The organism is Pseudarthrobacter sp. AB1 (genome assembly GCF_014926485.1).
Lineage (GTDB): Bacteria > Actinomycetota > Actinomycetes > Actinomycetales > Micrococcaceae > Arthrobacter.
On record NZ_PZKO01000053.1, the window covers coordinates 13273 to 39310 of the forward strand.

The 26038-nt window shown below is 62.6% G+C and carries 30 protein-coding genes and 2 pseudogenes; 17 read left to right on the forward strand and 15 right to left on the reverse strand.

The features are described 5' to 3' along the window. Window positions 1-61 precede the first annotated feature (61 nt). The 6 genes from DAD99_RS13130 to DAD99_RS13155 all read left to right on the forward strand — a co-directional run bounded on the left by DAD99_RS13130 (window position 62) and on the right by DAD99_RS13155 (window position 7959). On the forward strand, window positions 62-1516 hold the full coding sequence (locus tag DAD99_RS13130; protein WP_193341914.1) for an FAD-dependent oxidoreductase: 1455 nt from the start codon (window positions 62-64) through the stop codon (window positions 1514-1516). Between the two features lie 115 nt (window positions 1517-1631). Then, a complete protein-coding gene (locus DAD99_RS13135) occupies window positions 1632-3035 on the forward strand; it encodes a GAF domain-containing protein (RefSeq protein WP_193341915.1) in 1404 nt (467 codons plus the stop codon). 126 nt (window positions 3036-3161) lie between these two features. Continuing rightward, window positions 3162-4685: an aldehyde dehydrogenase family protein gene (locus tag DAD99_RS13140; protein WP_193341916.1), complete on the forward strand. Its 1524-nt coding sequence runs from the start codon at window positions 3162-3164 to the stop codon at window positions 4683-4685. Window positions 4686-4790: 105 nt separating this feature from the next. Next, on the forward strand, window positions 4791-5813 hold the full coding sequence (adhP, locus tag DAD99_RS13145; RefSeq protein WP_185261316.1) for an alcohol dehydrogenase AdhP: 1023 nt from the start codon (window positions 4791-4793) through the stop codon (window positions 5811-5813). Next, a complete protein-coding gene (locus DAD99_RS13150; protein ID WP_193341917.1) occupies window positions 5813-6220 on the forward strand; it encodes a DUF779 domain-containing protein in 408 nt (135 codons plus the stop codon). Before adhP ends, DAD99_RS13150 begins: the two co-directional genes overlap by 1 nt. Window positions 6221-6396: 176 nt before the next feature. Next, a complete protein-coding gene (locus DAD99_RS13155; RefSeq protein ID WP_193341993.1) occupies window positions 6397-7959 on the forward strand; it encodes an amino acid permease in 1563 nt (520 codons plus the stop codon). Between the two features lie 58 nt (window positions 7960-8017). Here the strand turns inward: DAD99_RS13155 and DAD99_RS21775 are convergent, their stop codons facing one another. Genes DAD99_RS21775 through DAD99_RS13165 form a run of 3 tightly spaced genes read right to left on the reverse strand, consistent with a single transcriptional unit; the run spans window position 8018 to window position 8557 of the window. Continuing rightward, entirely contained in the window at window positions 8018-8215 is a 198-nt protein-coding gene (locus DAD99_RS21775) for a hypothetical protein (RefSeq protein ID WP_227008005.1), read from the reverse strand. 9 nt (window positions 8216-8224) lie between these two features. Next, complete coding sequence (locus DAD99_RS21780) at window positions 8225-8380, reverse strand: hypothetical protein (protein ID WP_227008006.1); 156 nt, start codon at window positions 8378-8380, stop codon at window positions 8225-8227. Beyond that, on the reverse strand, window positions 8381-8557 hold the full coding sequence (locus DAD99_RS13165; RefSeq protein WP_309233270.1) for a hypothetical protein: 177 nt from the start codon (window positions 8555-8557) through the stop codon (window positions 8381-8383). A gap of 204 nt (window positions 8558-8761) precedes the next feature. Between DAD99_RS13165 and DAD99_RS13170 the strand changes: the two genes are divergently transcribed. Continuing rightward, window positions 8762-8977 (forward strand): hypothetical protein, encoded by a 216-nt coding sequence (locus DAD99_RS13170; RefSeq protein ID WP_193341918.1) that lies wholly within the window; start codon window positions 8762-8764, stop codon window positions 8975-8977. 299 nt (window positions 8978-9276) lie between these two features. Further along, entirely contained in the window at window positions 9277-9492 is a 216-nt protein-coding gene (locus DAD99_RS13175) for a hypothetical protein (protein WP_309233271.1), read from the forward strand. A gap of 360 nt (window positions 9493-9852) precedes the next feature. Here the strand turns inward: DAD99_RS13175 and DAD99_RS13180 are convergent, their stop codons facing one another. The 6 genes from DAD99_RS13180 to DAD99_RS13200 form a co-directional block, all read right to left on the reverse strand. Then, window positions 9853-10437 (reverse strand): TetR/AcrR family transcriptional regulator, encoded by a 585-nt coding sequence (locus DAD99_RS13180; protein WP_193341919.1) that lies wholly within the window; start codon window positions 10435-10437, stop codon window positions 9853-9855. A gap of 181 nt (window positions 10438-10618) precedes the next feature. After that, window positions 10619-11017: a transposase gene (locus tag DAD99_RS13185; protein WP_193341920.1), complete on the reverse strand. Its 399-nt coding sequence runs from the start codon at window positions 11015-11017 to the stop codon at window positions 10619-10621. Window positions 11018-11382: 365 nt separating this feature from the next. Further along, on the reverse strand, window positions 11383-11793 hold the full coding sequence (locus DAD99_RS13190) for a cupin domain-containing protein (RefSeq protein ID WP_227008007.1): 411 nt from the start codon (window positions 11791-11793) through the stop codon (window positions 11383-11385). A 70-nt stretch (window positions 11794-11863) separates the two neighbouring features. Beyond that, entirely contained in the window at window positions 11864-11995 is a 132-nt protein-coding gene (locus DAD99_RS21785) for a putative transporter small subunit (RefSeq protein WP_227008008.1), read from the reverse strand. Between the two features lie 10 nt (window positions 11996-12005). After that, on the reverse strand, window positions 12006-13625 hold the full coding sequence (locus DAD99_RS13195) for a sodium:solute symporter family protein (RefSeq protein ID WP_227008012.1): 1620 nt from the start codon (window positions 13623-13625) through the stop codon (window positions 12006-12008). 559 nt (window positions 13626-14184) lie between these two features. After that, window positions 14185-14565 carry an ethanolamine utilization protein gene (locus DAD99_RS13200; protein ID WP_193341922.1) on the reverse strand — a complete coding sequence of 127 codons (381 nt, stop codon included), beginning with the start codon at window positions 14563-14565 and terminating at the stop codon, window positions 14185-14187. A 365-nt stretch (window positions 14566-14930) separates the two neighbouring features. Here DAD99_RS13200 and DAD99_RS13205 point away from each other — a divergent pair. After that, window positions 14931-15066, forward strand: a pseudogene (locus DAD99_RS13205) (transposase); the annotation flags it as partial. A gap of 30 nt (window positions 15067-15096) precedes the next feature. Further along, the gene (locus DAD99_RS13210; protein ID WP_193341923.1) at window positions 15097-16302 is read left to right on the forward strand and encodes an IS4 family transposase; all 1206 of its coding nucleotides are present in this window, start codon (window positions 15097-15099) and stop codon (window positions 16300-16302) included. 221 nt (window positions 16303-16523) lie between these two features. Here DAD99_RS13210 and DAD99_RS13215 read toward each other — a convergent pair whose 3' ends face one another. Continuing rightward, the gene (locus DAD99_RS13215) at window positions 16524-16763 is read right to left on the reverse strand and encodes an MFS transporter (protein WP_193341924.1); all 240 of its coding nucleotides are present in this window, start codon (window positions 16761-16763) and stop codon (window positions 16524-16526) included. A gap of 128 nt (window positions 16764-16891) precedes the next feature. Between DAD99_RS13215 and DAD99_RS13220 the strand changes: the two are divergent. Continuing rightward, window positions 16892-17104 (forward strand): annotated as a pseudogene (locus tag DAD99_RS13220) (helix-turn-helix domain-containing protein); the annotation flags it as partial. Window positions 17105-17211: 107 nt separating this feature from the next. Here the strand turns inward: DAD99_RS13220 and DAD99_RS22290 are convergent. After that, on the reverse strand, window positions 17212-17685 hold the full coding sequence (locus DAD99_RS22290) for a helix-turn-helix domain-containing protein (protein WP_375372237.1): 474 nt from the start codon (window positions 17683-17685) through the stop codon (window positions 17212-17214). Window positions 17686-18038: 353 nt separating this feature from the next. Between DAD99_RS22290 and DAD99_RS13230 the strand changes: the two genes are divergently transcribed. From DAD99_RS13230 to DAD99_RS13245, 4 genes are read left to right on the forward strand one after another with little or no spacing between them, the layout of a single operon-like run. Next, window positions 18039-19028: an ABC transporter substrate-binding protein gene (locus DAD99_RS13230; protein WP_193341927.1), complete on the forward strand. Its 990-nt coding sequence runs from the start codon at window positions 18039-18041 to the stop codon at window positions 19026-19028. Continuing rightward, complete coding sequence (locus tag DAD99_RS13235) at window positions 19025-19867, forward strand: ABC transporter permease (RefSeq protein WP_309233272.1); 843 nt, start codon at window positions 19025-19027, stop codon at window positions 19865-19867. The genes DAD99_RS13230 and DAD99_RS13235 overlap by 4 nt, the downstream gene beginning before the upstream one ends. Then, window positions 19864-20637, forward strand: coding sequence for an ABC transporter permease (locus DAD99_RS13240; RefSeq protein WP_185261311.1), 774 nt, complete (start codon window positions 19864-19866; stop codon window positions 20635-20637). The genes DAD99_RS13235 and DAD99_RS13240 overlap by 4 nt, the downstream gene beginning before the upstream one ends. Then, window positions 20627-21505, forward strand: coding sequence for an ABC transporter ATP-binding protein (locus DAD99_RS13245; protein WP_193341928.1), 879 nt, complete (start codon window positions 20627-20629; stop codon window positions 21503-21505). The genes DAD99_RS13240 and DAD99_RS13245 overlap by 11 nt, the downstream gene beginning before the upstream one ends. A gap of 85 nt (window positions 21506-21590) precedes the next feature. Here the strand turns inward: DAD99_RS13245 and DAD99_RS13250 are convergent, their stop codons facing one another. The 3 genes from DAD99_RS13250 to DAD99_RS13260 are packed head-to-tail and all read right to left on the reverse strand — an operon-like array spanning window position 21591 to window position 24070. After that, a complete protein-coding gene (locus tag DAD99_RS13250) occupies window positions 21591-23078 on the reverse strand; it encodes a catalase (protein ID WP_193341929.1) in 1488 nt (495 codons plus the stop codon). Between the two features lie 7 nt (window positions 23079-23085). Continuing rightward, on the reverse strand, window positions 23086-23571 hold the full coding sequence (locus tag DAD99_RS13255; protein ID WP_185261308.1) for a Fur family transcriptional regulator: 486 nt from the start codon (window positions 23569-23571) through the stop codon (window positions 23086-23088). A gap of 19 nt (window positions 23572-23590) precedes the next feature. Next, the gene (locus DAD99_RS13260; RefSeq protein WP_193341930.1) at window positions 23591-24070 is read right to left on the reverse strand and encodes a hypothetical protein; all 480 of its coding nucleotides are present in this window, start codon (window positions 24068-24070) and stop codon (window positions 23591-23593) included. Between the two features lie 99 nt (window positions 24071-24169). On the opposite strand from DAD99_RS13260, the gene DAD99_RS13265 reads away from it, so the two are divergent. Together DAD99_RS13265 and htpX are read left to right on the forward strand one after the other, a co-directional pair. After that, window positions 24170-24397: a hypothetical protein gene (locus tag DAD99_RS13265; RefSeq protein ID WP_193342003.1), complete on the forward strand. Its 228-nt coding sequence runs from the start codon at window positions 24170-24172 to the stop codon at window positions 24395-24397. 50 nt (window positions 24398-24447) lie between these two features. Continuing rightward, the gene (htpX, locus tag DAD99_RS13270; protein WP_193341931.1) at window positions 24448-25314 is read left to right on the forward strand and encodes a zinc metalloprotease HtpX; all 867 of its coding nucleotides are present in this window, start codon (window positions 24448-24450) and stop codon (window positions 25312-25314) included. Window positions 25315-25323: 9 nt separating this feature from the next. Here htpX and DAD99_RS13275 read toward each other — a convergent pair whose 3' ends face one another. Next, window positions 25324-25815: a YajQ family cyclic di-GMP-binding protein gene (locus tag DAD99_RS13275; RefSeq protein WP_104061835.1), complete on the reverse strand. Its 492-nt coding sequence runs from the start codon at window positions 25813-25815 to the stop codon at window positions 25324-25326. Between the last annotated feature and the right edge of the window lie 223 nt (window positions 25816-26038).

A 26038-nucleotide genomic window follows, 5' to 3' on the forward strand; every position in this document is an offset into this window, starting at 1 on the left:
CATTGTGCGCAACTGCACTGCGCACCTCCGTCGCAATCTCCTCGTTCCAGAAGGGCTCCCGGTGTCCAACCCAGGCGAAACCACCTCCAAGCGTCCACTCCGCGTTGCCATTGTGGGTGCGGGACCGGCAGGTGTTTATGCGGCGGACATCCTGACCAAGTCCAACGGCGTTAAGGACGGCGATTTTGAGGTCAGCATCGACCTTTTCGAGGCCTACCCTGCCCCGTACGGCCTGATCCGCTACGGCGTCGCACCGGACCACCCCCGCATCAAGGGGATCGTGAACGCCCTGCACAAGGTCCTGGACCGGGGCGACATCCGCTTCCTGGGCAACGTCACGTACGGCCGCGACCTCACCCTCCATGACTTCCGGGCCTTCTACGACGCCGTGATCTTCTCCACCGGCGCCATCAAGGACGCCGATCTGAGCATCCCGGGCATCGACCTGGCGGGATCATTCGGCGGCGCCGACTTTGTGTCCTGGTACGACGGCCACCCCGATGTGCCCCGCGACTGGCCGTTGGAAGCCAAGGAAATCGCGGTGATCGGCAACGGGAACGTGGCGCTGGATGTGGCCCGGATGCTGGTCAAGCACGCCGACGAACTCCTCACCACCGAGATCCCGGACAACGTCTACCAGGGCCTGAAGAACTCGCCGGTCACGGACGTGCACGTCTTCGGCCGTCGAGGCCCGGCGCAGGTCAAGTTCACGCCGCTGGAGTTGCGCGAGCTGAGCCACATGAAGGACGTGGACATTGTCCTGTACCCGGAGGACTTCGAGTTCGACGAGGCCTCCGACGACGCCATCCGCAGCAACAACCAGATCAAAACCATGGTGAACACGCTGACCAACTGGCTCGTGGAAGAGCACGCCGAAGCGGCAGAACCGTCCTCACGCCGCCTGCACCTGCACTTCCTGCACAGCCCGGTTGAGGTCTACGAAAACCCCGACGACGGCGGGTCCGGCCAGGTGGCCGGCATCAAGTTTGAGCGCATGGAGCTGGACGGCACCGGCAACGTCAAGGGCACGGGCGAGTATGTGGACTACCCCATCCAGGCCGTGTACCGCGCCATCGGCTACCACGGCTCGCCCTTGGACGAGCTGGAGTACAACGCAAAACGCGGCGTGATCCCCAACGAGGGCGGCCGCGTGCTCGACGCCGACGGCAACCCCGTCCCTGGAATCTACGCCACCGGCTGGATCAAGCGCGGGCCCGTTGGCCTGATCGGGCACACCAAGGGGGACGCCTTGGAAACCATCGGCTTCCTGCTGGAGGACCGGCTCACGCTTCCCCCGGCTGAGAACCCGGATCCGCAGGCCATCATCGACCTCCTGGAAGAGCGCGGCATCGAGTTCACCACGTGGGAGGGCTGGATCAAGCTGGACGCGCACGAAGCAGCCCTCGGCGCCGCGTGGACCGAAGGTGACCCGGGCGCCGACGGGACCGCCGCCGTCGTGCGTGAACGCATCAAGGTAGTCCCGCGCGAGGAAATGATCAGCATCTCCCGCGCCTGACCCCGCCCTCCCTCACTCCAGCCCTAGGCGCGGGTGCGGGGCGGCGTTAGACTGGGCTAAACCCAGGCCGGCTGCGATGTGCCGCGCCTGCAAGCCGAGCGCAAATGGGAGTTCGATGAGGAACCTGATCCTGCCGCCGGCGTCCGGCGGCGAAGCGACAGCGCTGGCCCAGCGTGATGCCCTGGCCGCGCATGAGCAGCTTGGCGCCCAAGCGTTTCCGGACGCGCCGGAAATCCCCGGCCTGCGCAGGCTGATCCGGGAATCCTGGCAGCGGTCCGTCAAACTGCAGGCCAACCCGGACAACCCCGAAGCACCCCTTGCCCTGGACACGGACGAACTTGAGGAATACCGCCGGCAGCACCCCCTGGCCAGCATCATGCCCGTGATCCACAAGCTCCTGGTCCAGCCCAGCCACGACAGCGGCCTGCTCGTCGCTGTTGGTGACGAGGTTGGCCGGCTGCTCTGGGTGGAAGGGGATCCCGCCCTGCAGCGCCGCGCCGAAGGCATGATGTTCGTCCCGGGCGCCGACTGGTCAGAGGCCACGGTGGGGACCAGCGCGCCCGGAACTGCCCTGGCCCTGGGCCGCGGGATCCAGATTTCCGGGGCGGAGCATTACCAGCGGTCCGTGCACGCATGGAGCTGCACCGCCGTCCCGTTCCACGATCCGGATTCCGGTGCGCTGCTGGGCGTTGTGGACATTACGGGCAAGGCCAGTGCGGTGGCGGCCCACACGCTGTCCCTCGTCGAGGCGACCGTCGCTGCAGCTCAGGCGCAGCTCCGGGTTGAGCGCCTGCAACTGGCGGCGACCCTTGCCAGCCGGCCGGCCCGACGGCGGAACACCAGCACCGCGTCAGGGTCACGGTCGGCCAGATCGGATTCGGCGCGGGCCGGGGCAACCGGCGGTGCTAAGGAAGGCAGCCTGTACCGCAACAGCCTGCAGCTTCTGGGCCGCGACCAGGCGCTGCTCAGCATCGAAGGAAAAACGGTGGCACTGTCCGCCCGCCACAGTGAAATCCTCGCACTGCTCAGCACCCACCCCGCCGGGCTGAGCGCCGAGGAGCTCAGCTTCCTGCTCTACCCGGGCGACGGCCCCACCATGACGCTCCGAGCGGAAATGGTCCGGCTTCGCAAGATCCTCCAGCAGCTCAACCCGGCCGCCGTCCCGGAATCCCGGCCGTACAAACTCACCATGGACCTGGTCCCGGACAGCGGGCAGGTGCTGAACTGTCTGCAGCGCGGCGCCCACCGGATTGCGCTGGAAATCTACCGCGGCGCCGTGCTGCCGCGCTCCGAAGCGCCGGGCATCATCGACCTCCGCGACAGGGTCTCCTCCCTCATGCGCGAAGCGGTCCTGACAGACGGCAGTGCCGAGACGCTGCTCAAATACGCTGCCCTCCCGGAGGCGAGGGACGACGTCGACGTCCGGACTGCCGCCCTGAAGCTGCTGCCGCCGCGCTCGCCGAAGCGGGCCGCCGTCGTCGCCGACGTTGAGCGGCTGGAAGCTGAACTCAGCGCCTGACCACCGGGCGCCGTGAGCTGGCTCACACCCGCGCAACCTGACTGCAACCTTCACACTCCTACGCTGAAACCAACGGCGGACGCCATCATCAGGCGCCACCTTTCATGCACAGCAAAGGAGCTAGCAATGACTGTTTACGCACAGCCCGGAACCGAGGGTTCGAAGGTCACGTTCAAGGACCGCTACGAGAACTGGATCGGCGGCGAGTGGGTTGCCCCCGTCAAGGGCCAGTACTTCGAGAACATCACACCCGTCACCGGCAAGGTCTTCTGCGAAGTGGCCCGCGGCACCGCGGAAGACGTTGAACTCGCCCTGGACGCCGCCCACAAGATCGCACCGTCCTGGGGCAAGACTTCCGTGGCCGAGCGCGCCGCGGTCCTGAACAAGATCGCCGACCGCATCGACGAGAACCTCGAGATGCTCGCGGTCGCCGAGTCGTGGGACAACGGCAAGCCCATCCGCGAAACCCTGAACGCAGACATCCCGCTTGCCGCGGACCACTTCCGCTACTTCGCCTCTGCCGTCCGCGCCCAAGAGGGCCGGCTTTCACAGCTCGACGACGACACCACCGCCTACCACTATCACGAGCCGCTCGGCGTCGTCGGCCAGATCATCCCCTGGAACTTCCCCATCCTGATGGCCGTCTGGAAGCTTGCCCCGGCCCTCGCAGCCGGCAACGCCGTGGTCCTCAAGCCCGCCGAGCAGACGCCGTCGTCCATTCTGGTCCTGATGGAACTCATCGGTGACCTGTTGCCCGCCGGTGTCCTCAACGTGGTCAACGGCTTCGGCGTCGAGGCCGGCAAGCCGCTCGCGTCCAGCCCGCGGATCCGCAAGATCGCCTTCACCGGCGAAACCTCCACGGGACGCCTGATCAGCCAGTACGCCAGCCAGAACCTGATCCCCGTCACCCTGGAGCTCGGCGGCAAGAGCCCGAACATCTTCTTCAACGATGTTGCCGAGTCCGACGACGCGTTCTATGACAAGGCACAGGAGGGCTTCGCGCTCTTCGCCTTCAACCAGGGCGAGGTCTGCACCTGCCCGTCCCGCGCCCTGGTCCAGGAAGACATTTACGATTCCTTCATGGCCGACGCCGTGGCCCGGGTGGAGAAAATCATCCAGGGCAACCCGCTGGACACCGAAACCCAGCTCGGAGCACAGGCCTCCAACGACCAGCTTGAGAAGATCCTCTCCTACATTGACATCGGCAAGCAGGAAGGTGCCAAGGTGCTTACCGGCGGCGCCCGCGCCGAACTGCCTGGCGACCTGGCCGGCGGATATTACGTTCAGCCCACAGTTTTCGAGGGCCACAACAAGATGCGGATCTTCCAGGAGGAGATCTTCGGACCTGTTGTGTCTGTCGCCCGGTTCAGCAACTACGACGACGCAATGGAAATCGCCAACGACACCCTCTACGGGCTTGGCGCCGGCGTCTGGTCGCGTAACGGCAACGTCGCTTACCGTGCGGGACGCGAAATCCAGGCCGGCCGTGTGTGGGTCAACAACTACCACGCCTACCCGGCTGGCGCCGCGTTCGGCGGGTACAAGTCCTCCGGCATCGGACGTGAAAACCACTCCATGATGCTGGACCACTACCAGCAGACCAAGAATCTGCTGGTCAGCTACAACGAGAACAAGCTCGGCTTCTTCTAAGGGATTGGGGCGCTCCCGTCCCCGCCTGCACCGACCTGGCCACCCCTCAGGAAGGCAGCACCACCTCCACCGCTCCAACGCTTTATCAACGCAAGGATTTCGCCAATGACGACGACAATGCAAGCAGCAGTAGTAACCGAGTTCGGCAAGGATCTTCAGATCCAGACCCTCCCCGTTCCAACCCCGGGCCGGGGTGAGGCGCTGGTCAAGGTCATCACCACCGGTGTCTGCCACACCGACCTCCACGCGGCGGCGGGCGACTGGCCGGTCAAGCCGACACCACCGTTCATCCCCGGCCACGAAGGCGTAGGGGAAGTGGTTGCCTTGGGCGAGGGTGTCACCGACCTGGCTGTCGGCGACCTCGTCGGCAACGCCTGGCTCTGGTCCGCCTGCGGCGACTGCCAGTACTGCCGTACCGGCTGGGAGACGCTGTGCGAAGTACAGAAGAACGCCGGCTACAGTGTGGACGGTTCCTTCGGGGAGTACATGCTCGTAGACACGCGCTTTGCCGCACGCATCCCGGCGGGCTCGGACCCCGTTGAAATCGCCCCGGTGCTTTGCGCCGGAGTCACGGTCTACAAGGGCCTGAAGATGACCGAAGCCAGGCCCGGACAGTGGGTCACCATTTCCGGCATCGGCGGCCTCGGACACATTGCTGTCCAGTACGCCGTGGCGATGGGCCTGCGGGTAGCAGCCGTGGATATCGCAGACGACAAACTCGCCCTGGCCAAGAAGCATGGTGCGGAGCTGACCGTCAACGCGCTGCACGAAGATCCCGCCGAAGTCATCCAACGCGAAACCGGAGGTTGCCATGGAGTCCTGGTCACCGCAGTACACCCGTCTGCTTTTGGCCAGGCGATCGGCATGGCCCGTCGGGGCGGGACGATTGTGTTCAACGGCCTGCCGCCGGGCGACTTCCCGGCACCGATCTTCGAGATTGTGCTCAAGGGCCTGACCGTCCGCGGCTCGATCGTGGGCACACGGCAGGACCTGGAGGAAGCACTCGAGTTCTACGCCGAGGGCAAGATCCATCCCACGGTGTCCACCCGCGAACTCTCCGAGGTCAACGCCGTTCTTGACGAGATGAAACACGCCAAGATCGACGGCCGCGTCGTCATCAAGTACTGATGATGGAGGCGAGGCTTGACGCGGCAGTGACGCTGCCAGGGGAGGACATCTCCCGCGTGGCGCTCACGGCCGAGGCCCTGGAACTGCTCAGGAAACTATGGGGCCAGCACGGACCCCTCATGTTCCACCAGTCCGGCGGCTGCTGCGACGGGTCCTCGCCTATGTGTTATCCGGCCGGGGAGTTCATCACCGCGGAAGCCGACGTCCTCCTGGGGCTGTTCGACATCGCCGACGGCCTGGAGCCGCAGCCCCTCGAGTTCTGGATGTCCAAGGAGCAGTTCAACTACTGGAGCCACACCCATCTGACCGTGGACGTGGTCCAGGGCCGGGGGAGCGGATTCTCGGTTGAGTCGCCGGAAGGTAAACGGTTCCTGATCCGGTCAAAGCTGATGGACTGGCCCGTCTAAACGGTTCGATCGAAAGGCCCTTGAGGTCCTCAAAAGGAGGGCTTCGAGGGCCTTTTCGCAATTATCTTCGGTATTCGTTGCGTCTCACCATGCGGGACGGGTGTGAACGTCCGGTGCGTGGACAAGTAGCGTTGATGGGTCTGTTTCCAACACAAATCAGGATTGTGGAACTCCTTATGAACCTTCTTCGGACCAAATCCATCGAGCAGTCCATCGCAGACGCCGATGAACCCGGACGCAAGCTCAAGCGGTCGCTCAGCAGCTGGGACCTGATGATCATGGGTGTCGCCGTCGCTGTCGGCGCCGGCATCTTCTCGGTGGGCGCCAAGGCCGCGGCCAACTTCTCCGGCCCCGCCGTGACGCTGTCCTTCGCTGTTGCCGCCGTGACGTGTGCCCTGGCCATCATGTGCTACGCCGAGTTTGCCACCGCCATCCCGGTCGCCGGGTCGGCCTACGTCTTTACGTACGCCACCATGGGCGAACTGCTCGCGTGGATCATCGGCTGGAACCTGATTCTGGAACTGTTCACCGCTGCGGCAGTGATCGCCAAGTACTGGGGCATCTACCTCAGCAAGGTGTTTGCACTGATGGGCGCCGACGTGCCGCCGGCGCTGTCGCTCGGCGGCGTGGACCTCTACTGGGGCGCGTTCCTGATCGTTGCCGTCTTTACTGTGCTCCTGGTTCTGGGCACCAAGCTTTCCGCCCGCGTGGGCAACGTCTTCACCCTGATTAAGATCGCCGTGGTGCTGTTTGTGATCGTGGTGGGCTTCACGTACGTGAAGGTCGAGAACTACGCGCCGTTTGTGCCTGCCGCGGAACCCACTGCCGGCGGCGCTGCGGACGTCCTGAAGCAGTCATTCTTCGGCTTCCTCACCGGCGCCGCGCCTGCACAGTACGGCACCCTTGGGATCTTCGCCGGCGCCGCCCTGGTGTTCTTCGCCTTCATCGGCTTTGACGTCGTGGCCACGTCCGCGGAGGAAGTCAAGAACCCGCAGAAGACCCTGCCGCGCGGCATCTTCGGCGGCCTTGCCGTGGTGACGCTGCTGTACATCCTGGTGTCCCTCGCGCTCACCGGCATGGTGTCCTACACGGAACTCGCGGCAGCTGAAACGCCCACCCTCACCACCGCCTTCGAGGCCGTCGGCAACACCACAGCGGCCAAGGTCATCGCCTTCGGCTCCCTGATCGGCCTCACCACCGTCATCATGGTGCTGCTGATGGGACTGTCCCGCGTGGTGCTGGCCATGAGCCGCGACGGGCTGCTGCCCCGCGCACTGTCCAAGACCAGCGAAAAGCGTTCGACGCCGGTCCGCCTCCAGATCATCTGCGGCGCCGCAGTGGCACTTGTGGCCGGCCTGACCAACGTGGACCTACTGGAGGAAATGATCAACATCGGCACGCTGTCCGCGTTTGTGGTGGTGAGCCTGGGCATCCTGGTGCTGCGCAAGAAGCGCCCGGACCTGAAGCCGTCCTTCCGCGTCCCGTTCGGCAAGGTCCTCCCGGTGGTTTCCGCCGTCCTGTGCCTGTACCTGATGACGAACCTCGCCGTGGAGACCTGGATCTTCTTCGCCGGCTGGCTGGTCATCGGCGTGGTGATCTATTTCGCCTACGGTCAGCGGCACTCCCGCCTGAACGAAAGGTTCGCTGAAGCAAAGTCCGCCGTGGACGGCACTGCCGGCACTGCCAGCGCGGACGCCGCAGATGTCGCTGCCGAGGACGAAGCCCTCACCCGCGCGTAGGCGGGTGGCGCCCGAGTCGTACTCTGGGTAATGCTGCGCGAAGGCGCGAGCTTCCCCCCTACATCGACGTCGTTTGGAGTCGCGGCCGGTGATGAAAGCGCCGTCGGGGCCCCATCGGTAGCGCCGCCACGGCGCCGACCTCGTCCGGGCTCCGTCCGCCGGCGACGCCTGGCTGGGTCATCGTGCTGACGTCGAACCCGGCGTTGCTCAACACTTCAGCCGCCGCGTCGGCGTTGTCCTGGCTGTTGCCGGCCAACAGAACGTGCTAGCCTGCGTCCACGCGGCGGGCGGTGGCCTGGCCGATCGAACCACCCCCGATGACAACGGTGACGTCGCTCATGGTGATCTCCTGTTTCTCTGTCGCAGATATGCGAACGTAGTAGGTCCACTCCGTCGGGGAGAGCGATGGAGGGACGGTCATTCATTTCTTCTGCTTAAGGGCAGTTTCGGCCGCGGTGCGCTGGGTGGCGGCCCAGCTGGCCAGGACTTTCAGTGCGTCTTCTGAGGGTGTCGCGGGATCTGCCGTGTACACGTTGATCCGCAGCCCCGGATCGCCGGCCAGTTCAAAGGCCTCGAAGCTCAGGTCCAGATCACCCACGATCGGGTGGTAGAGCCTTTGCGGCTGGTGAGGTGGTATTTCACATTATGCCGGGCCCCCCGTCCCCAAAGCTGCCGCCATCAACTACAACCCAAGAACCGTTACTCGCGCTGATTTTTGCTTACAAATGAACAGTTGACTTGAACTAATGTTCATGTCAAAATAGTTACGACATAGTGACCCATATCACAAGAAAGTGTTGACATGAATAGTCCGACCATCGATTCTTTGGAAGTCCTCATCGGCAGGCCTGAAGAACTTTACGAATTGCTCAACGAGGCAGAGGCCCTGCTCCGGCAAGCAGCAATGGCCCATGGGTCTGCCGGCATTCGGGTCACCCGGCATGATCCCGCCCGGTACACATTCGAACTCAGCGACACTGTTCCGTTTGGCGAGACCTGGGAGCAGACAGGCCGGTGACCGTCGTTGCGGGCCTCGCTACCGGATTGGTCCGTGCGGCAACAATATCTCCCTCCTGGCGGACACGCCCGGGCTCGGCCTGCTTCCCGTCCACCCCTTCAGCCATGGTCATCGAACTCAAAACTGGCAAGTTCCAGCCTGAGTACGCTGGCTGATTCAACTTTCGCTCTCAGGGGGATTGACGGTGGCACACAGCCATGACCCAATTCACCGTCAGCTCCTCCATTGAGAGGTTCCCCGTCTTCCACTTGAGTCAATCCGTTAGATGCTGCTGCTAAACAATCAAAGAGGAGAGAACTGTGACTTCAGAGATGAATCGAGTGGGAGGGTCCGGCTGGGTCGATGTCCAAGTTGGAGACAAGGTGCAGTTGCTCGGCAGCGGGCGCCCAGAGTATGTCGGCTTAGTGGACGCCCGGACAGCGGCCGGTGACATTATTTGGGTCCACGACCCTGTTGATGGCCGCCGTCTGTTCCACATTCAGGATGGCTACGAGCTACAGCTGGCCGCATCATGACCGAACTGTGTTCTGATGACTGTCACTACTGCTCGGGACGGGAAGTCGACGAGCTGCCATGCCGGTTAGGGGAGTGCCTCTTTTCCGGATCAGAATAAATTTTGGCGTATTGCCTAAACTCGGGCAGGCCGTGAGAAAAATAGTATGCTGAGACCGTGCACGGTGCTTCAGGTCAATGGCGGTAATCACCTGCGCCGGTGCATGCTTATAGGTTGCCAGTTATGCTCGACACCGACTGCCCGCCGAGCCCGGAGCCCGGCCGTTCCCCCAAGCTGCTGTTCGCCCGCAGGCTTGGTTGGTCCGCCGATGGGCAACGATAGGAGCATTACGTCCTGGTGGCCCTGGTCGCGGCGGCGAAGTTTAGACGCCGGCCTTGTTCAGAAGTGCATCAACCATCATGAAGAACATGCTCTGATGATCGGCAGCCTTCGGGTCGGTCATATATTGGATGGCAGCTCCGTCGTAAATCATCAGGAAAGACCTCACAAGCGTTGGAAAGCCTATGAGGCACTTCTCACTGCTGTTCTTGGCCGCGGACACGAATATTTTTCCTAACTCTGTTTCGTAGGCGGGATAGATTTTCGCGGCCAGCGGGCTGGTGACGTTGCGCGTTGCCCATAGAATCATTTCGATCTCAGCGAGGATGCTTGCCGGCTCTTCCTCGAGTGCGTGCCAATAGCCTTCGGCTACCTGCTCCACAGCCTTACGAAGACCCAATTCGACCGGGACGTCGCTGGAAAAACGGCTCAGGTTCTTCAGCCATGCCTCGGCCGCCGCGTCCATAATTTGATCCTTGCCGCTGAAGCAGTAGTGCGCGGTCGCCAAGGGGGCGTTGGCCTCCTTGGCTATGGCGCGGATGGTGACTGCCTGAACGCCCTCACGACGCATCAGTTCAACCGTCGCTGAAATCAGTTGTTCTTTTCGTTCTTCTGCAGGTATCCGCATAGCTCACTCTCCGGCCTCAGGTTAGGCCAGACTAATGGCCTCATAAGACTATTCTCTTACTATTTGTCCTGAACCATTGACTGGAACGGACGTACTCCCCATGGATGACTTGGGGCCGACGATGGGCTCGCCTGACCAGAGTCTTGAGTTACCCCTGCGGGCAGGGTGTCTGCAAAGTCTTTTAGTTGATTTTTAGGCCGGCGAGTTTGAGGGCGCGGTGCGGGTAGTTGCGTGCCACGCGGGTGGCTTTGGCGATATTGGTTTCGCCTTCCAGGCGCAGGATGGTGATGGCGATGCGTAGGGAGGCCATGGCCCGGGGCGCGTTTCCCCGTCGTACCTGGCTCCCGTCCTCTCGCCAGGTGACATCTCTGCGCCAGTGGAGTCCGTTCTCGATTCCCCAGTGGCCGCGAATCAAGGATCCTATGAGTCCCGGTTTCCCTTGTGAGGGCGTTAGCGAGGTGACGATGTAGACGGTCGCCGTCGACCATTTCCGGGTCCCGAGCGGTCGGGACTTGCGGGTGATTTGGGCAGCCTGGGCGGCGTGGGGAAAATTGATCCCGGCATCGACGCTGCGCAACAAATATCGACGGTATGACTCCCACCCGCCGTGGCAGGGAGAAATTTCACGAGATTGCCTGCGGGTATCCGCGTTTCTGCCGTCATTGGCAATGGGCGCCGAGAATCAGTCGGCCTGGAACGCCGCGTTCAAGCGCTCACAACTCGAAGTGCTCCAGCACCTCATCGCCGGCCCCAACCGCACCATTGTCATCGGGTGCAGGTTTAAGTGCTTGAGGGTGTGGTGGCTATTTGCCCACCACACCCTCAATTGTGCCTACTGCTGTGGAGCTCAGCCAGCGCCTACGTACTTGGCGGGGTCGGCGGCGAGAGCGCGGACGCAGCTGCCGCAGCAGAACCGCTAATGGGCCCTGAGATAAAGGTGAGGGCTCAGACTTCGAAATATCGAAATGAGTGCGATTCCTCACCTTCGGGGTTGGGGCCGTAGATGGTGAGCATCCGGGCGTATACAGGCGCCCAGTATCTCCCCATTCGTCCTGGATTTACGCGTGCCGAATCGCCAGGCTTCAGGATGACGGTCTCGCCACCGCTCTCGATGTGCAGTTCGCCTTCCAGCACGAAGTTCGTCTCAGTGTGGGGGTGGAAGTCCTCCCAAGCGCAGGCCTCCAGCTCCCACTCGGAGAGTATGAATTCGTCCCATGGGCCTGCAGGATTAGCGTTTATGAACCTGCAGCGCAGGCCCTGCCACTGGTCCTTCATGGGAGTCATGGACTGCGCCGGCCAGAAATCTATCGCTTTCCCTGTAGTCAGTGTCGGGGTTTGAGGGGTGGTTGTGGCCATTGTCTTTTCACCGTTTCTTCAGTGGGGAGTCTGCATGGCGACATGCAGTGATGGATCTAAGCGGCGTCGGCTAGATAATGGACCTGCCTGCCTTCCTGGCTTCTGACCATTCCTTGAAAAAGGCCCTACAGATGGTCCAGAGGACCCCTGTAACAATGATCGGCCAGATCAGTACGTACACGGTGAGGAGGACTATTTCCATGGTGATTTACCTACTTTCCGGCGGATGCCGTCATGTTGTCGAGGTCGTCTTCCAAGTCCCCGAGGTCGCCGTCGACCTGCGGGTCGTAATCTCCGACCCTGTCCTTGATCAGCTCAAAGTCGAAGTTCTGTTTGTTCCTGAAAGACATGAGATAGCAAACGACGGTGCTGACGGCGTATGCCACCAGTGATCCGGTAAGCACGGAGTAATCGTGCAGGAACCCGATGATGAACGGGGCCGAGATCACGGCGGCAAGGGCACCGGTGATCAGGGCAATTTTCAGTCCGAAGAATCCGAACGCCATCAGTCCCAGGATTACGCCGACTCCGGCGACCGAGAGGATGTCGAACAGAATGCCGGTAGCCCCGTCCATCGAGAACCAGGAAAAGCGAACCGGGATGAAGAAGGCAAGGGCGACGAGCACCGATGTCGTAAATGCCTTATTGGTTACTTTGCCCCAGAAGAAGCTCGCGATGACTGGGAAGACCAGTGCGCCCCAGAGCGCGCCGACGAATACCAGTAGATCGAGGATATTCATTTGCTGGCTGGCGAAAATCAGGGCGGCGGCGGTGGCGACGATCATCGTGATCCGGCCGATGAGCAGCATGGTCCTCGGGTTGGCTTTCTTCGCCACGTTCTTTCCGTAAACGTCGGCCATCATGATCGCGGACAGTGCCGACAAGTCCGAGTCTGCGGTAGATGAAAGTGCGCCGAGGATCATTACGAAGAACAGGCACAGGAGAATGGGTCCGAGGAAAGTGGAGGCCATTTGCGGGATCAGGTTGTTGACGTCTCCGCCGAGGGGTGTAATTCCCAGGTACAGTGCCATCACACCGATCAGGCCAACTCCGATGACGGTGGCGCCGTAGCCTACTGTCGCTGTCACGAACGTCTTTTTGATCAGGTCCTCACGTACGGCGAAGAGGCGCTGTGCAATGGTCTGGTTACCGACCGCATACGCCAGCACTGCCGCGATAAAGGGAGCGCCCTGGTTCAGGAACGCGTCACTGGAGAAGAAATCGGACTGCTGCGGGGTCAGATTGCCTGCACCCTGGACGAACATGTTCGATCCTCCGGCGGCGAAGAACACCGCGGGAATGATGATGATGACGGCACCCAGCATAGCCACGACCTGCACGAAGTCTGTGAGCACCGACGCGCGAAAACCGGACCACAGAGTGTATAAGAGAACGCCGACAGCAACGGCCAGGACGCCCTGGCCGAAGCTGAATGGGGAGAGAAGGGAGACGAGGGCGCCACCGGCGATGAAGTTGGCAGTCAGGCTGATGACGCTGCCAACAATGTTGGATCCGGCGAGCATGAGTTGGCTGGAACGGCCGTGGCGGGCGTGCATTATTTCACCCAGAGTGTGGGCTTTCGGTGCAACAGCGCGGATGCGCTTACCGAACGGATAGATGAACAGAATCATCAGAGCGCCCCAGAGACCGTAGTGAATGGGTCCTGAGATGCCATAGGTGTAGCCAGAGCTGGCGGAAGCGTACATTGATGCCGCCCAAATCCAGGTCGCTGTCATGCTGGCCGCGGAAATTCCGAAACCTATCTTGTTTCCAGCGGTCATGTACCCGTCGGCGTTCTCTTTCTTCTTGCTGATACGGGCGGACACCACCATGGTGCCTCCATATACCAGGGCGAAGAGCAGAACCACAACCCAACCATCTAGTTGATACAAACCGGTCTCGTTTGGCACTTGTATTTCCTCTTTCATCAGGAGCCGTGTGGGCGACTCTTTTTACGTTCGTAGTTCGATGTAGGTCACGGCGCATTCAAAGTTTGAAATGAAAACAGGCTCAAGTCTTGGTCCAAGATGAAGTAGCTATACCATTTCAACGGGCCAGAGAATGGGGGTAAGAAATGTCCGTTTCGGGCGGCGCGACACTGGAATATGAGTAATGCGGATATCCGCCGAAGAACGAAAACAGCCGATCTCAGCGACAGTAAAAAACCACACATGTTGAGGGTGTTCAGTTCGAGGACATTCCGGGCTAAGCCAAACGCGTAAATGCCCCTAGCAACGGCACATGATCGCTATCGGAAACAGCTCGTGGTGGTGCCGCTGGGGCTGTCTATAAGGACTTGCTCAAAGAGCGCGTTGCCGAAAATGCAGCCCTTTCGGTTCCAGGGTCGGAGGCGCAACACCATGGACGCGGACCGCGTGGTGGGGTCCTAGTCTAGGGTGCGAAGGTGCGGTCGCCGGCGAAGAACCCCAGGCCGTACTCAGGGGTCTCGAACTTCACGGTGGTGCCCTTGGGGAAGAACAGCACGTCGCGTTCCTTGGCGCGCGTGATCTCGCCTGTTGTCTGGTCCGTGAGGATGAATTCGCCCTTGATGACGACCTTCATTTCGTCGTAGGTGTACGTGTACACCAACGGATCTGATGCTTTCAGCTCGAAGAAGCCGGCACACATGACCGACCCCTCGGGATTGTGGAGGGAGTCACCGATCGCGGCGACCGTCCCCGGCTCGTCCATCGACGGCAGGCCGATGAAGCCGTTCTCTACCTTGTGGATGGCTCCGGCCTTGCTCAGTGTTCCTACGAGGGTGGTTTCCATGGTGACTCCCATAAATAGTGTGGTGAAAGATTTATTAGAACTGTTCAATCTTTGGCGCAGATCAAGACTTCAGTGGAGATCTGGTCAAGAGTCCTGCTTGGGGCTCGGGGAGGGATCGCCTGCAAACCCGAAACTTACGATTTGCAGCAAACCAGCTGAGCTCTTCTTCGAGCACTGCCAATGTGACGCCAATCACTTTGTTCGTCCCGTAAACTTTGACAGGGACAGTAGTTCAAGTCAATAGTCCACATGAAGATTTAAAACCTGCTCATTCGGATGCAGTGGCACTGGCGTCGCTCTTTCATGAAGGCTGGTTTCTGAGGTTTCAGGGCTTATCGGCTGCCTGACGGTGCCGATTCTTGCGGATGGAGCCCATCTGCACCGCTCCGAACGCCGCTGCAGCCAAGGGCGGCGTTCGAGGAGCTCACGGAGCGCTGGGGCAGGAAATACGGGGCGATCGTGCGGCTCTGGGAGAACGCGTGGGAGGAGTTCATACCGTTCAGTTAAGGATGTTTGCGGTATCGTGTTGAAATGCCTCGCTCAGGACAAGTGAAACCAGCCTCTGATACGCGACTGCCGGATGTCATCTCGGTGGGATTGCTGACGAAGGTGTTTCCGGCCCACGTGATCGATGAGGTGATAGCCATGGCCGGGCGCACCCAGCAACGCAGCAGGGCGCTTCCGGCTCGGGTGATGGCGTATTTCTCCATCGGCATGGCCTTGTATTCCGATGGCTCTTACGAGGATGTGTTCGAGCATCTGACCGACGGTCTCTCCTGGTCCTCGGGATTCGCTGAATCTTGGGCCCCGCCGAGCAAGTCCGCGATCTTCCAGGCGAGGGCGCGGCTGGGTTACGAGCCCATGCGTGACCTGTTCACCCGGGCGGCCCGCCCCTTGGCCATGTCCGGCACTCCCGGTTCCTTCCTGGCCGGGCGGCGCCTGCTGGCGGTCGACGGAACCTGCCTGGATCTGGCCGACACGCCCCGGAACGAGGAGTTCTTCTCCCGCCCGGGCATCGGACGCGGGGAGAAGTCCGCGCTTCCGCAGGCCCGGGTGGTGGCCGTGGCCGAATGCGGCACCCACGCGATCCTGGACGCCGAGATCGGCGCATGCAGCACCTCGGAAATCACACTCTCCCGGGAACTTCTCTCCCGGTTGAAGCCGAGAACGCTGCTGATGGCGGACCTCGGATTCTACGGATTCCACCTCTGGAAGCTGGCCTCGGCCACGGGCGCTGACCTGCTCTGGCGGACCAAGACAAGCCTGCGGCCGCGGTACCTGGAAACCTTGCCCGATGGATCCTGGCTGGCCGAGATCAATCCTTCCTCGGCCAAGGACCGCCGGGACAACCCGCCGCTGACGGTGCGGGTCATTGACTACACGATCGATGACGGCCGGGAAAACCCGGAGGAGTACCGGTTGCTGACCACGATCCTGGACCCGGAGGGGGCCGGCGCCGAAGACCTCGCCCTGGCCTATGCCCAGCGGTGGGAGATCGAGAACACCTTCGATGAACTCAAAACCCACCAGCGCGGGCCCCGGGCCGTGCTGCGCTCCAAGTCCCCGGATCTGGTCCTCCAGGAAATCTGGGGGCACCTGTGCTGCCACTACGCCATCCGGACCCTCATGGCAGCCGTAGCCGCCCAAGAGGGGCACGACCCCGACAGGGTCTCGCTTGTCGCGGCCCTGCGCATCGCCCGGCGTCCGGTCGCCCAGGGCGCTTTTCCCCCCTTATGAGACCGGGACGCTCACCGCGCTCTGGAACACGGCCATCGGCAAACTCCGCAAACGGCTCAACCCGCCCCGGCGACCACGCTTCAACCCGCGGGTAGCGAAACGCAAAGTCCTAAAATGGCCGGCCAAACGCTCCCATCACGCCGGGCACCTGCAGCCCGCCCATGAGCCTGACGTCCACATTCTGGAACTTAACTGAACGGCATTGGCGCTAGGCCAAGGTGTCAGTCCAGCCCTTTTCGGGTCAGGCCGAAGACGAGCAGCAGCGGCGAGAAGATGACCGTGACAGCGCCGGGAACGTCGAGCTTCGTTTTGTTTCCGCGTGCGGATTCGGTGAGGAGCTTCGGGGCGAGGATCAGGACGAAGACGGCGATGGGAATGTTGATGAAGAACGCCGACCGCCAGGACAGCAAGTCAGTCAGGAGCCGACCGAGGATCGCACCGGCAGTGAACCCTGCAGCCATGCCGGCGATGAAGAGACGTTTACGGCCGAACAGGTCAGCGGCCCGGCCGAAGAACAGAGTGAAGCCGGCCGCGCACAGCGCGAAGGACGAGGCGATCCGAATTAAACAGCAGCGATGGGCGATTCCTCCGCAAACGACGGGCCGCGGTGACCCCGTCCGACGTCGGGCTGATGGACTACGGCACCCGCCGGGTATCCGGGCTGCCGCGGGAAGAAGTGGCCATGCTGGCCGGCATGAGCGTGAACTACTACGCCAGGCTCGAACAAGGCCAGCACGTCAATGCCTCCGACGCCGTCATCGACTCCCCCGCCCAGGCGCTGGCCCTGACCGAGGTCGAATGAAGACACCTCTCCGACCTCTCCGGCGCCAAGCGTCGCACAATCAAGACGATGCGGAGCAGGTCCCACATCAGATGAGTTATGCGAAGGTTCGCATAACTCATCGATGTTCACCACCACCGCGTTTTCCGGCGGGGACATGTACAGGCCCACCACGTCCCGGAGCTTGGACTCCAGGGCGGGGTCAGTGGAGAACTTGAACGTCTCGATCCGGTGCGGCTGAATTTTCCAACGCCGCCAGATTCGGGCCACGGAGGAAAAGGAGATTCCGTGGCGTTCGGCCATGATGCGGGCGGACCAGTGCGAGATCCCAGCTCCGCCGGTGGGTTCCTGTCGTTGGTCAGGGTGTCCGCGGTCAGGGCGAGCTCGTCGATCTCCCGCTCCCGGCCCAGGCGCTGGACATCGGACAGGGCCTCGATCCCGCCCTCGGCATAGCGGTTGCGCCACTTCAAAACCGTGGGTGCCGAAACCCCGGTGATCTTCTCGATCTGGATATTCGGCATCCCGTCCGCAGCCAACAAGACCGTACGCGCCCGCAGGGCAACTGTCGCGGTGGATGCCTTCCCGCGAGTCAGCGCCTCCAGGGTTCCCCGGTCCCGTCACGCAATTTCAATGCCCTTGCCAGATAAACCATGGGTCAAGTCTGACAAACAATCAAACCCAAAGGAATCTACGACACGCTACACCAGGGACCGCCGGTAGCCGCGGCCAGAGTGGCAGTCGCATATGTGGAAAGCGTCTCAGTCAGACGTCAAAACTGCAGAGGAGGTGACCTCTGTCCGCCATGCGGTCGCTTACGTATCATGAGGATAACAATGGGCGATTCTAGTTGACCCTTCAACGTCCGATGCCTCAGACTGTTTTTGAACGTCTGTTCGAACTGCGAACAGCGTCGGTTTGGGGTGCTGCTGCCCCTGCTCGTGCACAAAGGAGTGACATGAAACGTCGTACTGTTATCGCTGCCCTCGCCGCAGCATCCGTTCTGGGCTTGTCAGCCTGTGGGTCCGGTTCGCCCAGTTCTACCGGCAATGGAACGGCCCCTGCCGATGGAGCCGGGAGCGGACAGCTGACCAAGGTCAGCGTGGGGGTCATCCCGATCGTGGACTGTGCACCGATCTACCTGGGCAGCAAGCAGGGGTTCTTCAAGGATGAGGGCCTGGAGTTGGACATCCAGACAGCCACCGGCGGTGCGGCAATTGTCCCGGGCGTGGTCAGCGGCAGCTTCGACTTCGCGTTCTCCAACCTGATTTCGGTCATGGTTGCCAAGGATAAGGGTCTCGACCTGAAGTTTGTCGCCAACGGAGTGTCTACCACTGGTGAAAAGGGGAACGACGTCGGCGGCGTCGTCGTCCCGGCCGGGTCGAGTATCCAGTCCGCGAAAGACCTCGCTGGCAAGACCGTTTCAGTGAACAACCTCTCCAACATCGGCGACACCACCATCAAGTCGGTCATTGAAAAGGACGGCGGCGATCCCGGCAGCGTGAAGTTTGTTGAGGTGGCCTTCCCGGACGCGCCGGCGGCACTGGCCAACAAGCAGGTGGACGCTGCATGGATCCTGGAGCCCTTCCTTTCCAAGGCTGTGGCCGAGGGTGGGACAATCATCTCCTCGAACTTCGTCGAGATGAGCCCGGAACTGGACATCGCGGGCTATTTCACCAAGGCAGAAACCATCAAGTCCAAGGCCGAGCTGACAGCGAAGTTCACCCGTGCAATGAACAAGTCCCTTGAATACGCCCAGGAGCACCCGCAGGAGGTCCGCGACATTGTGGGCACCTACACCAAGATCGACGAAGCCACGCGCGCCAAGATGATCCTTCCGCGGTACCGCGTGGAATTCAATAAGGATGCCTTCAAGACCCTCGGTGACGCCGCCGCCAAGTACGGCACGCTGGCCAAGGCCCCGAACGCAGGCGACCTCCTCCCGTGAGTTCAAACGCAATGACTTCCGGCGGTCCCGTCCCCAGTGTGGGACGGGACCGCCGGTCCGTCCGCCGGCTGCCGCTAAAGCAGTTGCTCGGCCTGGCCGGAATCGCGGGATTCCTGGCCACGTGGGAACTCGTCCCCCGTCTGGGCATCATCGATGAACGGTACCTGCCGCCGGCCAGCGAGGTCATCGTGGCGCTGGTGCGGGACTTCGGCTTGACCGCATTCTGGATCTCGGTCGGCGAGACCATGACGGCCTGGTTCCTGGGCCTCGTCATCGCCATAGCCTTAGCGGTACTGCTGGGTTTCGTCATAGGCTCCAGCGACTTCCTGAGGAAGGCGACCAACTCCACGGTGGAGTTCCTGCGGCCCATTCCCTCGGTGGCGCTGATCCCACTGGCAGTGCTGCTCTTCGGCGTGAAGATTGAATCTTCCCTCATGCTGATCACCTATGCTGCCTTCTGGCAAGTGCTGATCCAGGTCCTCTACGGTGTGGCCGACGTCGACATGGTGGCCAACAACACCGCGAAAACCTACGGCCTGGGCCGGATGGCGCGGATCCGCTACGTCGTTTTCCCCACCGCCCTGCCCTACCTGATGACCGGCGTCCGGCTTGCCGCTACGGTCGCCCTCGTTCTGGCCATCACAGCCGAACTGGTGATCGGCTCGCCTGGACTCGGCCGGGAAATCGCACTGGCCCAGTCCGGGGGCGCCATCTCCGGCATGTATGCCCTCGTGCTGGCCACCGGCCTGATCGGCGTGCTGATCAACGGCCTCATGCGCTTCATCGAGAAGAAGACCCTGTCCTGGCATTCATCCGTCCGTTCCGAGGTGATCGTATGAAAGCCCTGACAACGCTCGGCTACGTGCTGGCGCTGCCCATCCTGCTGGTCCTGGTCTGGTGGGCCTCAACCCTCGGGGCCGTCAATTTCTTTGTCCCCACCCCAGCCACACTCGTCGGGAAGTTCGGCGAGGTCTGGTTCGGCCCACGCTTCCTCTCTGATGTGCTGCCCAGCGTCGGCCGGCTCCTGCTGGGGGTCACCGCGGCTATCGTGATCGGCGTCGTCGGCGGGGTGCTGATCGGCTCCGTCAGATGGCTCCGGGCACTTCTGGAACCGGTGCTGGAGTTCTTCCGCGCCATCCCGCCGCCTGTCCTGGTACCCGTCCTGATCCTGGTGATGGGCGTCACCGACCCTATGAAGGTCGCGGTCATCATCTCCGGCTGCGTCTGGCCGGTCCTGCTGAACACCATCGAAGGGGTCCGCGCCGTCGATGGCGTCCTCTCGGACTCCGCCCATACCTACGGCATCAGCGGCTGGGCACGGGTCCGGTATCTGGTGCTGCCCTCGGCAAGCCCACAGATCATGGCCGGCGTCCGCCAGTCCCTGTCCCTCGGGCTGATCCTGATGGTCATCTCCGAAATGTTCGCCTCCTCCTCGGGGCTTGGCTTCACCATTGTGCAGTTCCAGCGGTCCTTCGCCATCCCGGAAATGTGGTCCGGCATTGTGGTGCTGGGGCTGTTGGGCGTGGCTTTATCGTTTATCTTCCAGTGGGCCGAGCGGAATATCCTGCGCTGGTACCACGGCCAGAAAGAGGTAGAAAATGCAGCCTGACCCCACCCGCCCGGCGCCGGAGGCGATGCTCTCCGTCCGCGGCCTGAAGAAGGTTTACCAGACCGACGGCGGCGACATCGAAGCGGTACGCAACCTCACATTCGACCTGCGCGCAGGTGAACTGGCCTGCCTCGTGGGCCCCTCCGGCTCGGGCAAGACTACGTTGCTGAAATGCATCTCCGGGTTGATGGCCCCCACGGAGGGCGACGTGCTGCTGGACGGCAAGCGCGTATCCGGGCCGCCGAAGAAAATGGCCGTTGTCTTCCAAGAATACGGCCGGTCACTGTTTCCCTGGATGCGGGTCCGGGAAAACGTGGAGCTGCCACTGAAGAACCAGGGCATGCCCAAGGCCGAGCGCGACAAGCTCGTGGACGAGGCGCTCGAAGCCGTGGGCCTGTCCCACGTCCCGCGCTCCTACCCTTGGCAGCTTTCCGGCGGCATGCAGCAGCGTGTGGCGATTGCCCGCGCCATCGCGTACCAGCCCGAAGTCCTGCTGATGGATGAGCCGTTTGCCGCCGTGGATGCGCAGACCCGTGCGGACCTGGAGGACCTGATCCGCACGGTCTGGAAGAAGCTCGGGATCACCGTGCTCTTCGTGACCCACGACATCGACGAATCCGTCTACCTGGGAGAGCGGGTCATCATCCTCTCCAGCTCCCCGACCGTGGTCCAGGAAGACATAGTGATCGACCTGCCGGCAGAGCGCGACCAGTTGGAGACCAGGTCCCTGCCGCGCTTCACCGAACTCCGCCACCACGTATACGAGCAGATCCAGCTCGCGAAAAAGGGCCACCGCCCCGCGGCGGCAGGCCCGACGGCGGACCGCCCGCCGTCGGACTCCCTTGCCGCCGGCACGGACGTGGCATAACCACAACGCAACAAACGAAACACCCCGCCACGGATAATCCGTAGCGGGGTGTTTCAAGGTGGTCCGGCGGGCCACAGGAGGCGAACTAGCCGATCTTGTTGGCAGCCTCAGCGTCGGAATCAGGGGAGCCCGTGCCCAGGTTGGCGCGCAGCTTGGCGCCGAGTTCGGCGTCCACGTTGGTCCAGTACTGGATGGCGCGTTCCTTGATCTCGGCGTTCTTCACGCCGCCCACAGCACCGGTGATGGTGTCCAGGAGCCGGGCCTTGGCGCCGTCGTCGAACACCTCGCGGTACAGGGTGCCAGCCTGGACGAAGTCGCCGTCCTCGGCGTGCAGGGAGTGTGCGGAGAGCGTAAGCTCGCCGTCGTTCTCCCAGCCACCGGCCGGGGAAGCCGGCTCAACGGCAGCGGGGCCGTTGAAGGAGTTCGGCGCGTAAACCGGTACGGACGGGGCGTTGAAGTGGTAACGCCCGGCGCCGTCCTGGCTGTAGTTGTTGACCTGGTTCTTCGGCTGGTTCACCGGGATCTGCGCGTGGTTGGTGCCCACGCGGTAGCGGTGTGCGTCGGCGTAGGAGAAGATGCGGGCCTGCAGCATCTTGTCCGGGGAAGCGGCGATACCGGGCACGAAGTTCGACGGCGCGAAGGTGGCCTGCTCGATCTGCGAGAAGTAGTTCTCCGGGTTCTTGTTCAGCTCCATGGTGCCCACGTGGATCAGCGGGTAGTCCGTGTGCGGCCACACCTTGGTGAGGTCGAACGGGTTGAAGCGGTAGCCCTTGGCGTCTTCGTACGGCATGACCTGGACGTGCAGTTCCCAGGACGGGAAGTTGCCCTCGGCGATGTTTTCCTGCAGGTCGCGGATGTAGAAGTCCGCGTCCGAGCCGGCCAGCTCTTCAGCCTGGTCGCCGGACATGGTCTTGACGCCCTGGTTGGACTTGAAGTGGTACTTGACCCAGAAGCGCTCGCCCGCGGCGTTGATCCACTGGTAGGTGTGCGAGCCGTAGCCCTGCATTTCACGCCAGGAGGCCGGCAGGCCGCGGTCGCCCATGAGCCAGGTGACCTGGTGTGCGGACTCGGGGGACAGGGTCCAGAAGTCCCACTGCATGTCGGCGTCGCGCAGGTGGCTGCCCGGGAGGCGCTTCTGCGAGTGGATGAAGTCCGGGAACTTGATGCCGTCGCGGATGAAGAAGACGGGGGTGTTGTTGCCCACGAGGTCGTAGTTGCCCTCGGAGGTGTAGAACTTGACGGCGAAACCGCGGGGGTCGCGCCAGGTGTCCGGGGAGCCTGCTTCGCCGGCAACCGAGGAGAAGCGGATCAGCATCTCGGTCTCAGTGCCCGGCTGCAGGAACGCGGCCTTGGTGTACTTGGAGATGTCCGAAGTGGCCTTGAACGTACCGAACGCGCCGCCGCCCTTGGCGTGCACTACGCGCTCCGGCACCCGTTCGCGGTTGAACTGGGCGAGCTTTTCGATCAGGTAGTGGTCCGTGAGGATGATGGCGCCGTCGGCACCGACGGACTGTGCGTGCGCGTCGGAAGTGACGGGCGCGCCGGACTGGGTTGTTGAGATGTTCGCAGTCATTTTTCTCCTATTTCTCGATTACTTGTGAGGGACGTTCAGAAGGAAGTTTTTGGGACGCCTGGCAGTCCTGGCAGATGCCCTGGTACATCACGTCGGCGATCTGGATGGTCATCGGCTTGGAGTTCTCATCCCAGTGCGGAGTGAGGCAGGGGGCGTGCCCGACGGCGCAGTCGACGTCCTCCACGCGGCCGCAGCTGATACAGATGGCGTGGTGGTGGTTGTCACCGACGCGGGTCTCGTACAGGGCCGGGGAATGCGGCGGTTCGAAGCGGCGCAGCATGTGCAGGTCGGTCAGGTCGCCGAGGACCACGTATACGGATTGCGCGGTCAGCTCCGGAAGCTCGGAGCGCGCGGCGGCCAGGATGCTCTCCGCGGGGGAGTGCGGGTGATGTTCGACGGCGGTCAGCACGGCGAGCCGCTGCTTGGTCACCCGGCGGCCGTGGGCGCGCAGGGCAGCAGCCCATGCATCGTGGCCGCCAAAGTGTTCCGTCATGCCTCTATTGAAACACTTATTATGAGTCGATCACAATAAGGCTTGGCTTACTTCCGGCAGATCCAGGAATTCCTGCATGGGGTTGAGGGATTCTCCTGCCGAGCGGCCCACGGCATGGACTTCCGTGCCGCCGGCTCCGGGCTCCGGCACCACACAGCTCAGTGAGCGCCGGGAGGGTGCCGTCCGCCGGCGGGACGGGCTCTGCCTCGTGCGTCACAGCCAGCAAGCGCAGGGCGGTGCGGAGGCCGTCGTCGTACTCTTTGAGCTCTTCCGCTGTGGCCGGCACCCGGCGCTGGATGGGAAGGCGCAGCTGTTCGCCGGGCATGACCGGCTCGGCGTCCCAGCGCCCGAACAAATGGAAGGTGGGGGTGGAGGATTCCGTCTCCGGTTCCCCTATGGCCGCCCCGATGGGGTGCCACTGGTGCGCAAACACCACGGTGCAGCGGCTGGCACCCAGGACATTGGCGAGTGCCTGCCGGGCAGTGGTGTGGCAGTGCAACCAGTCAGCGGCCGGGCAACCTCCCAGAAAGCCGAGGCAAAAGCAGCCGCGTGGACACATTCACAAGGCAATTCCTTTCCCAGCCTGAGGATACTAATCGTGGGACAGAACAGGACGCCGGCGCCCCCTGGGGTTGAGGTGTACGGGCACACGCAGGACAACTTCTATGCGGATCTGCCGGGCGCGTTTGCTCTGGTGCCGCATCAACCAGCCGGACCGCGGGTGGGTGACATGCTGGCAGGCGGCGGGACTAAGATTTTGAGTGAAGGCTGGGTCCTGCTGCAGCCGGGCTTCTGCAAGTACGATGCCCGCGACCCGGTGCCTTAGGACCTTGCGGTGTGGGGGTAACTTTGTCAGGTCGACGAGGAGGAGTGGACGTGCACAAGCATTACAACGGGCTGAAAACTGCGGCGCTCTTTGGCGTCCTGTGGGCCGTGCTCCTGGGCCTGGGCGGACTGATCGGGATCAATACCCGCAGTGCAGCGCCCATCTGGATCATGGCCCTGATCGGCGTGGCCACCACGGCGTACGGCTTCTGGAACAGCGACAAGATCGCCATCCGTTCCATGCAGGCCTACCCCGTAACGGAAGCCCAGGCGCCACAGCTGTACCAGATCGTCCGGGAGCTCTCGGTCCGGGCGAACCAGCCGATGCCCCGCATCTACCTCTCACCCACCATGAACCCGAACGCGTTCGCCACCGGCCGGAACCCCAAAAACGCCGCCGTGTGCTGCACCGAGGGGATCCTGCAGCTGCTCGATGCCCGGGAACTGCGCGGGGTTCTGGGGCACGAGCTGATGCACGTGTACAACCGGGACATCCTTACGTCCTCGGTGGCGGCCGCCGTCGCCGGCGTCATCACGTCCGTGGGCCAGATGCTGCTGTTCTTCGGCGGCGACCGGCGCAACTCCAACCTGCTGGCCATGCTGGCGATGGCGCTTTTGGCGCCGTTTGCGGCGTCACTGATCCAGCTGGCCATCTCCAGGACCCGCGAGTACGACGCCGACGAGGACGGTTCGGAGCTCACCGGCGATCCGCTGGCACTCGCCTCAGCCCTTCGCAAGATTGAGCAGGGGGTGCGGATTGCGCCGCTGCCGCAGGAGCAGAAGCTGGTCAACACCTCGCACCTGATGATCGCCAACCCTTTCCGCGGCGGGGCGATGACCAAGCTGTTCGCCACACACCCGCCCATGAAGGAGAGGATCGCCCGGCTGGAACGGATTGCCGGCCGGCCGCTGAACTGAGGAGGGGTGCTAGCTGCGGAAGTTGACGAACTGCAGGTCCGCCTCATCGAAGTCCTTCAGCAGCGCCATAACAGACTGCAGGTCATCGCGGGACTTGGACGAGACGCGGAGTTCGTCGCCCTGGATCTGGGATTTGACACCCTTGGGGCCCTCGTCGCGGATCAGCTTATTGATCTTCTTGGCCAGGTCCTGCTCGATGCCTTCCTTGATGGAGGCTTCCAGGCGGAATTCCTTGCCGGATGGGTAAGGCTCGCCGGTGTCCAGGGACTTCAGGGAGATGCCGCGGCGGATCAGCTTCGACTGGAGGACGTCCAGCACGGCCAGGACACGTTCCTCCGAGTTCGCCTTCATCAGGATCTTTTCGCCGCTGAATTCGACCTCGGCGCCGACGCCCTTGAAGTCATAGCGCTGGACCAGTTCCTTCTGCGCCTGGTTTAGCGCGTTGGCCACTTCCTGCTTGTCCACTTTGCTTACGACGTCGAACGTTGACTCGCCTGCCATGATTCTCCTTGTGCCGGTGGGTGCCCTGAAATTGGCTCTGCAGGGCGTGGATCTCTGCATTCCAGCCTAATACGGATCGCCCGGCTGTGGCGCTGTGGCGGTTGCGGCGCAGTTGTGGATTCGGCAAGTTTCCGGATTCACAGTTCCCTCATAGCGGACGTACTGCGGGAACGAAGCCGGACGATGGAGAGTTGAACGAGTTGGAAGTAGCTCGAAAGGGAAC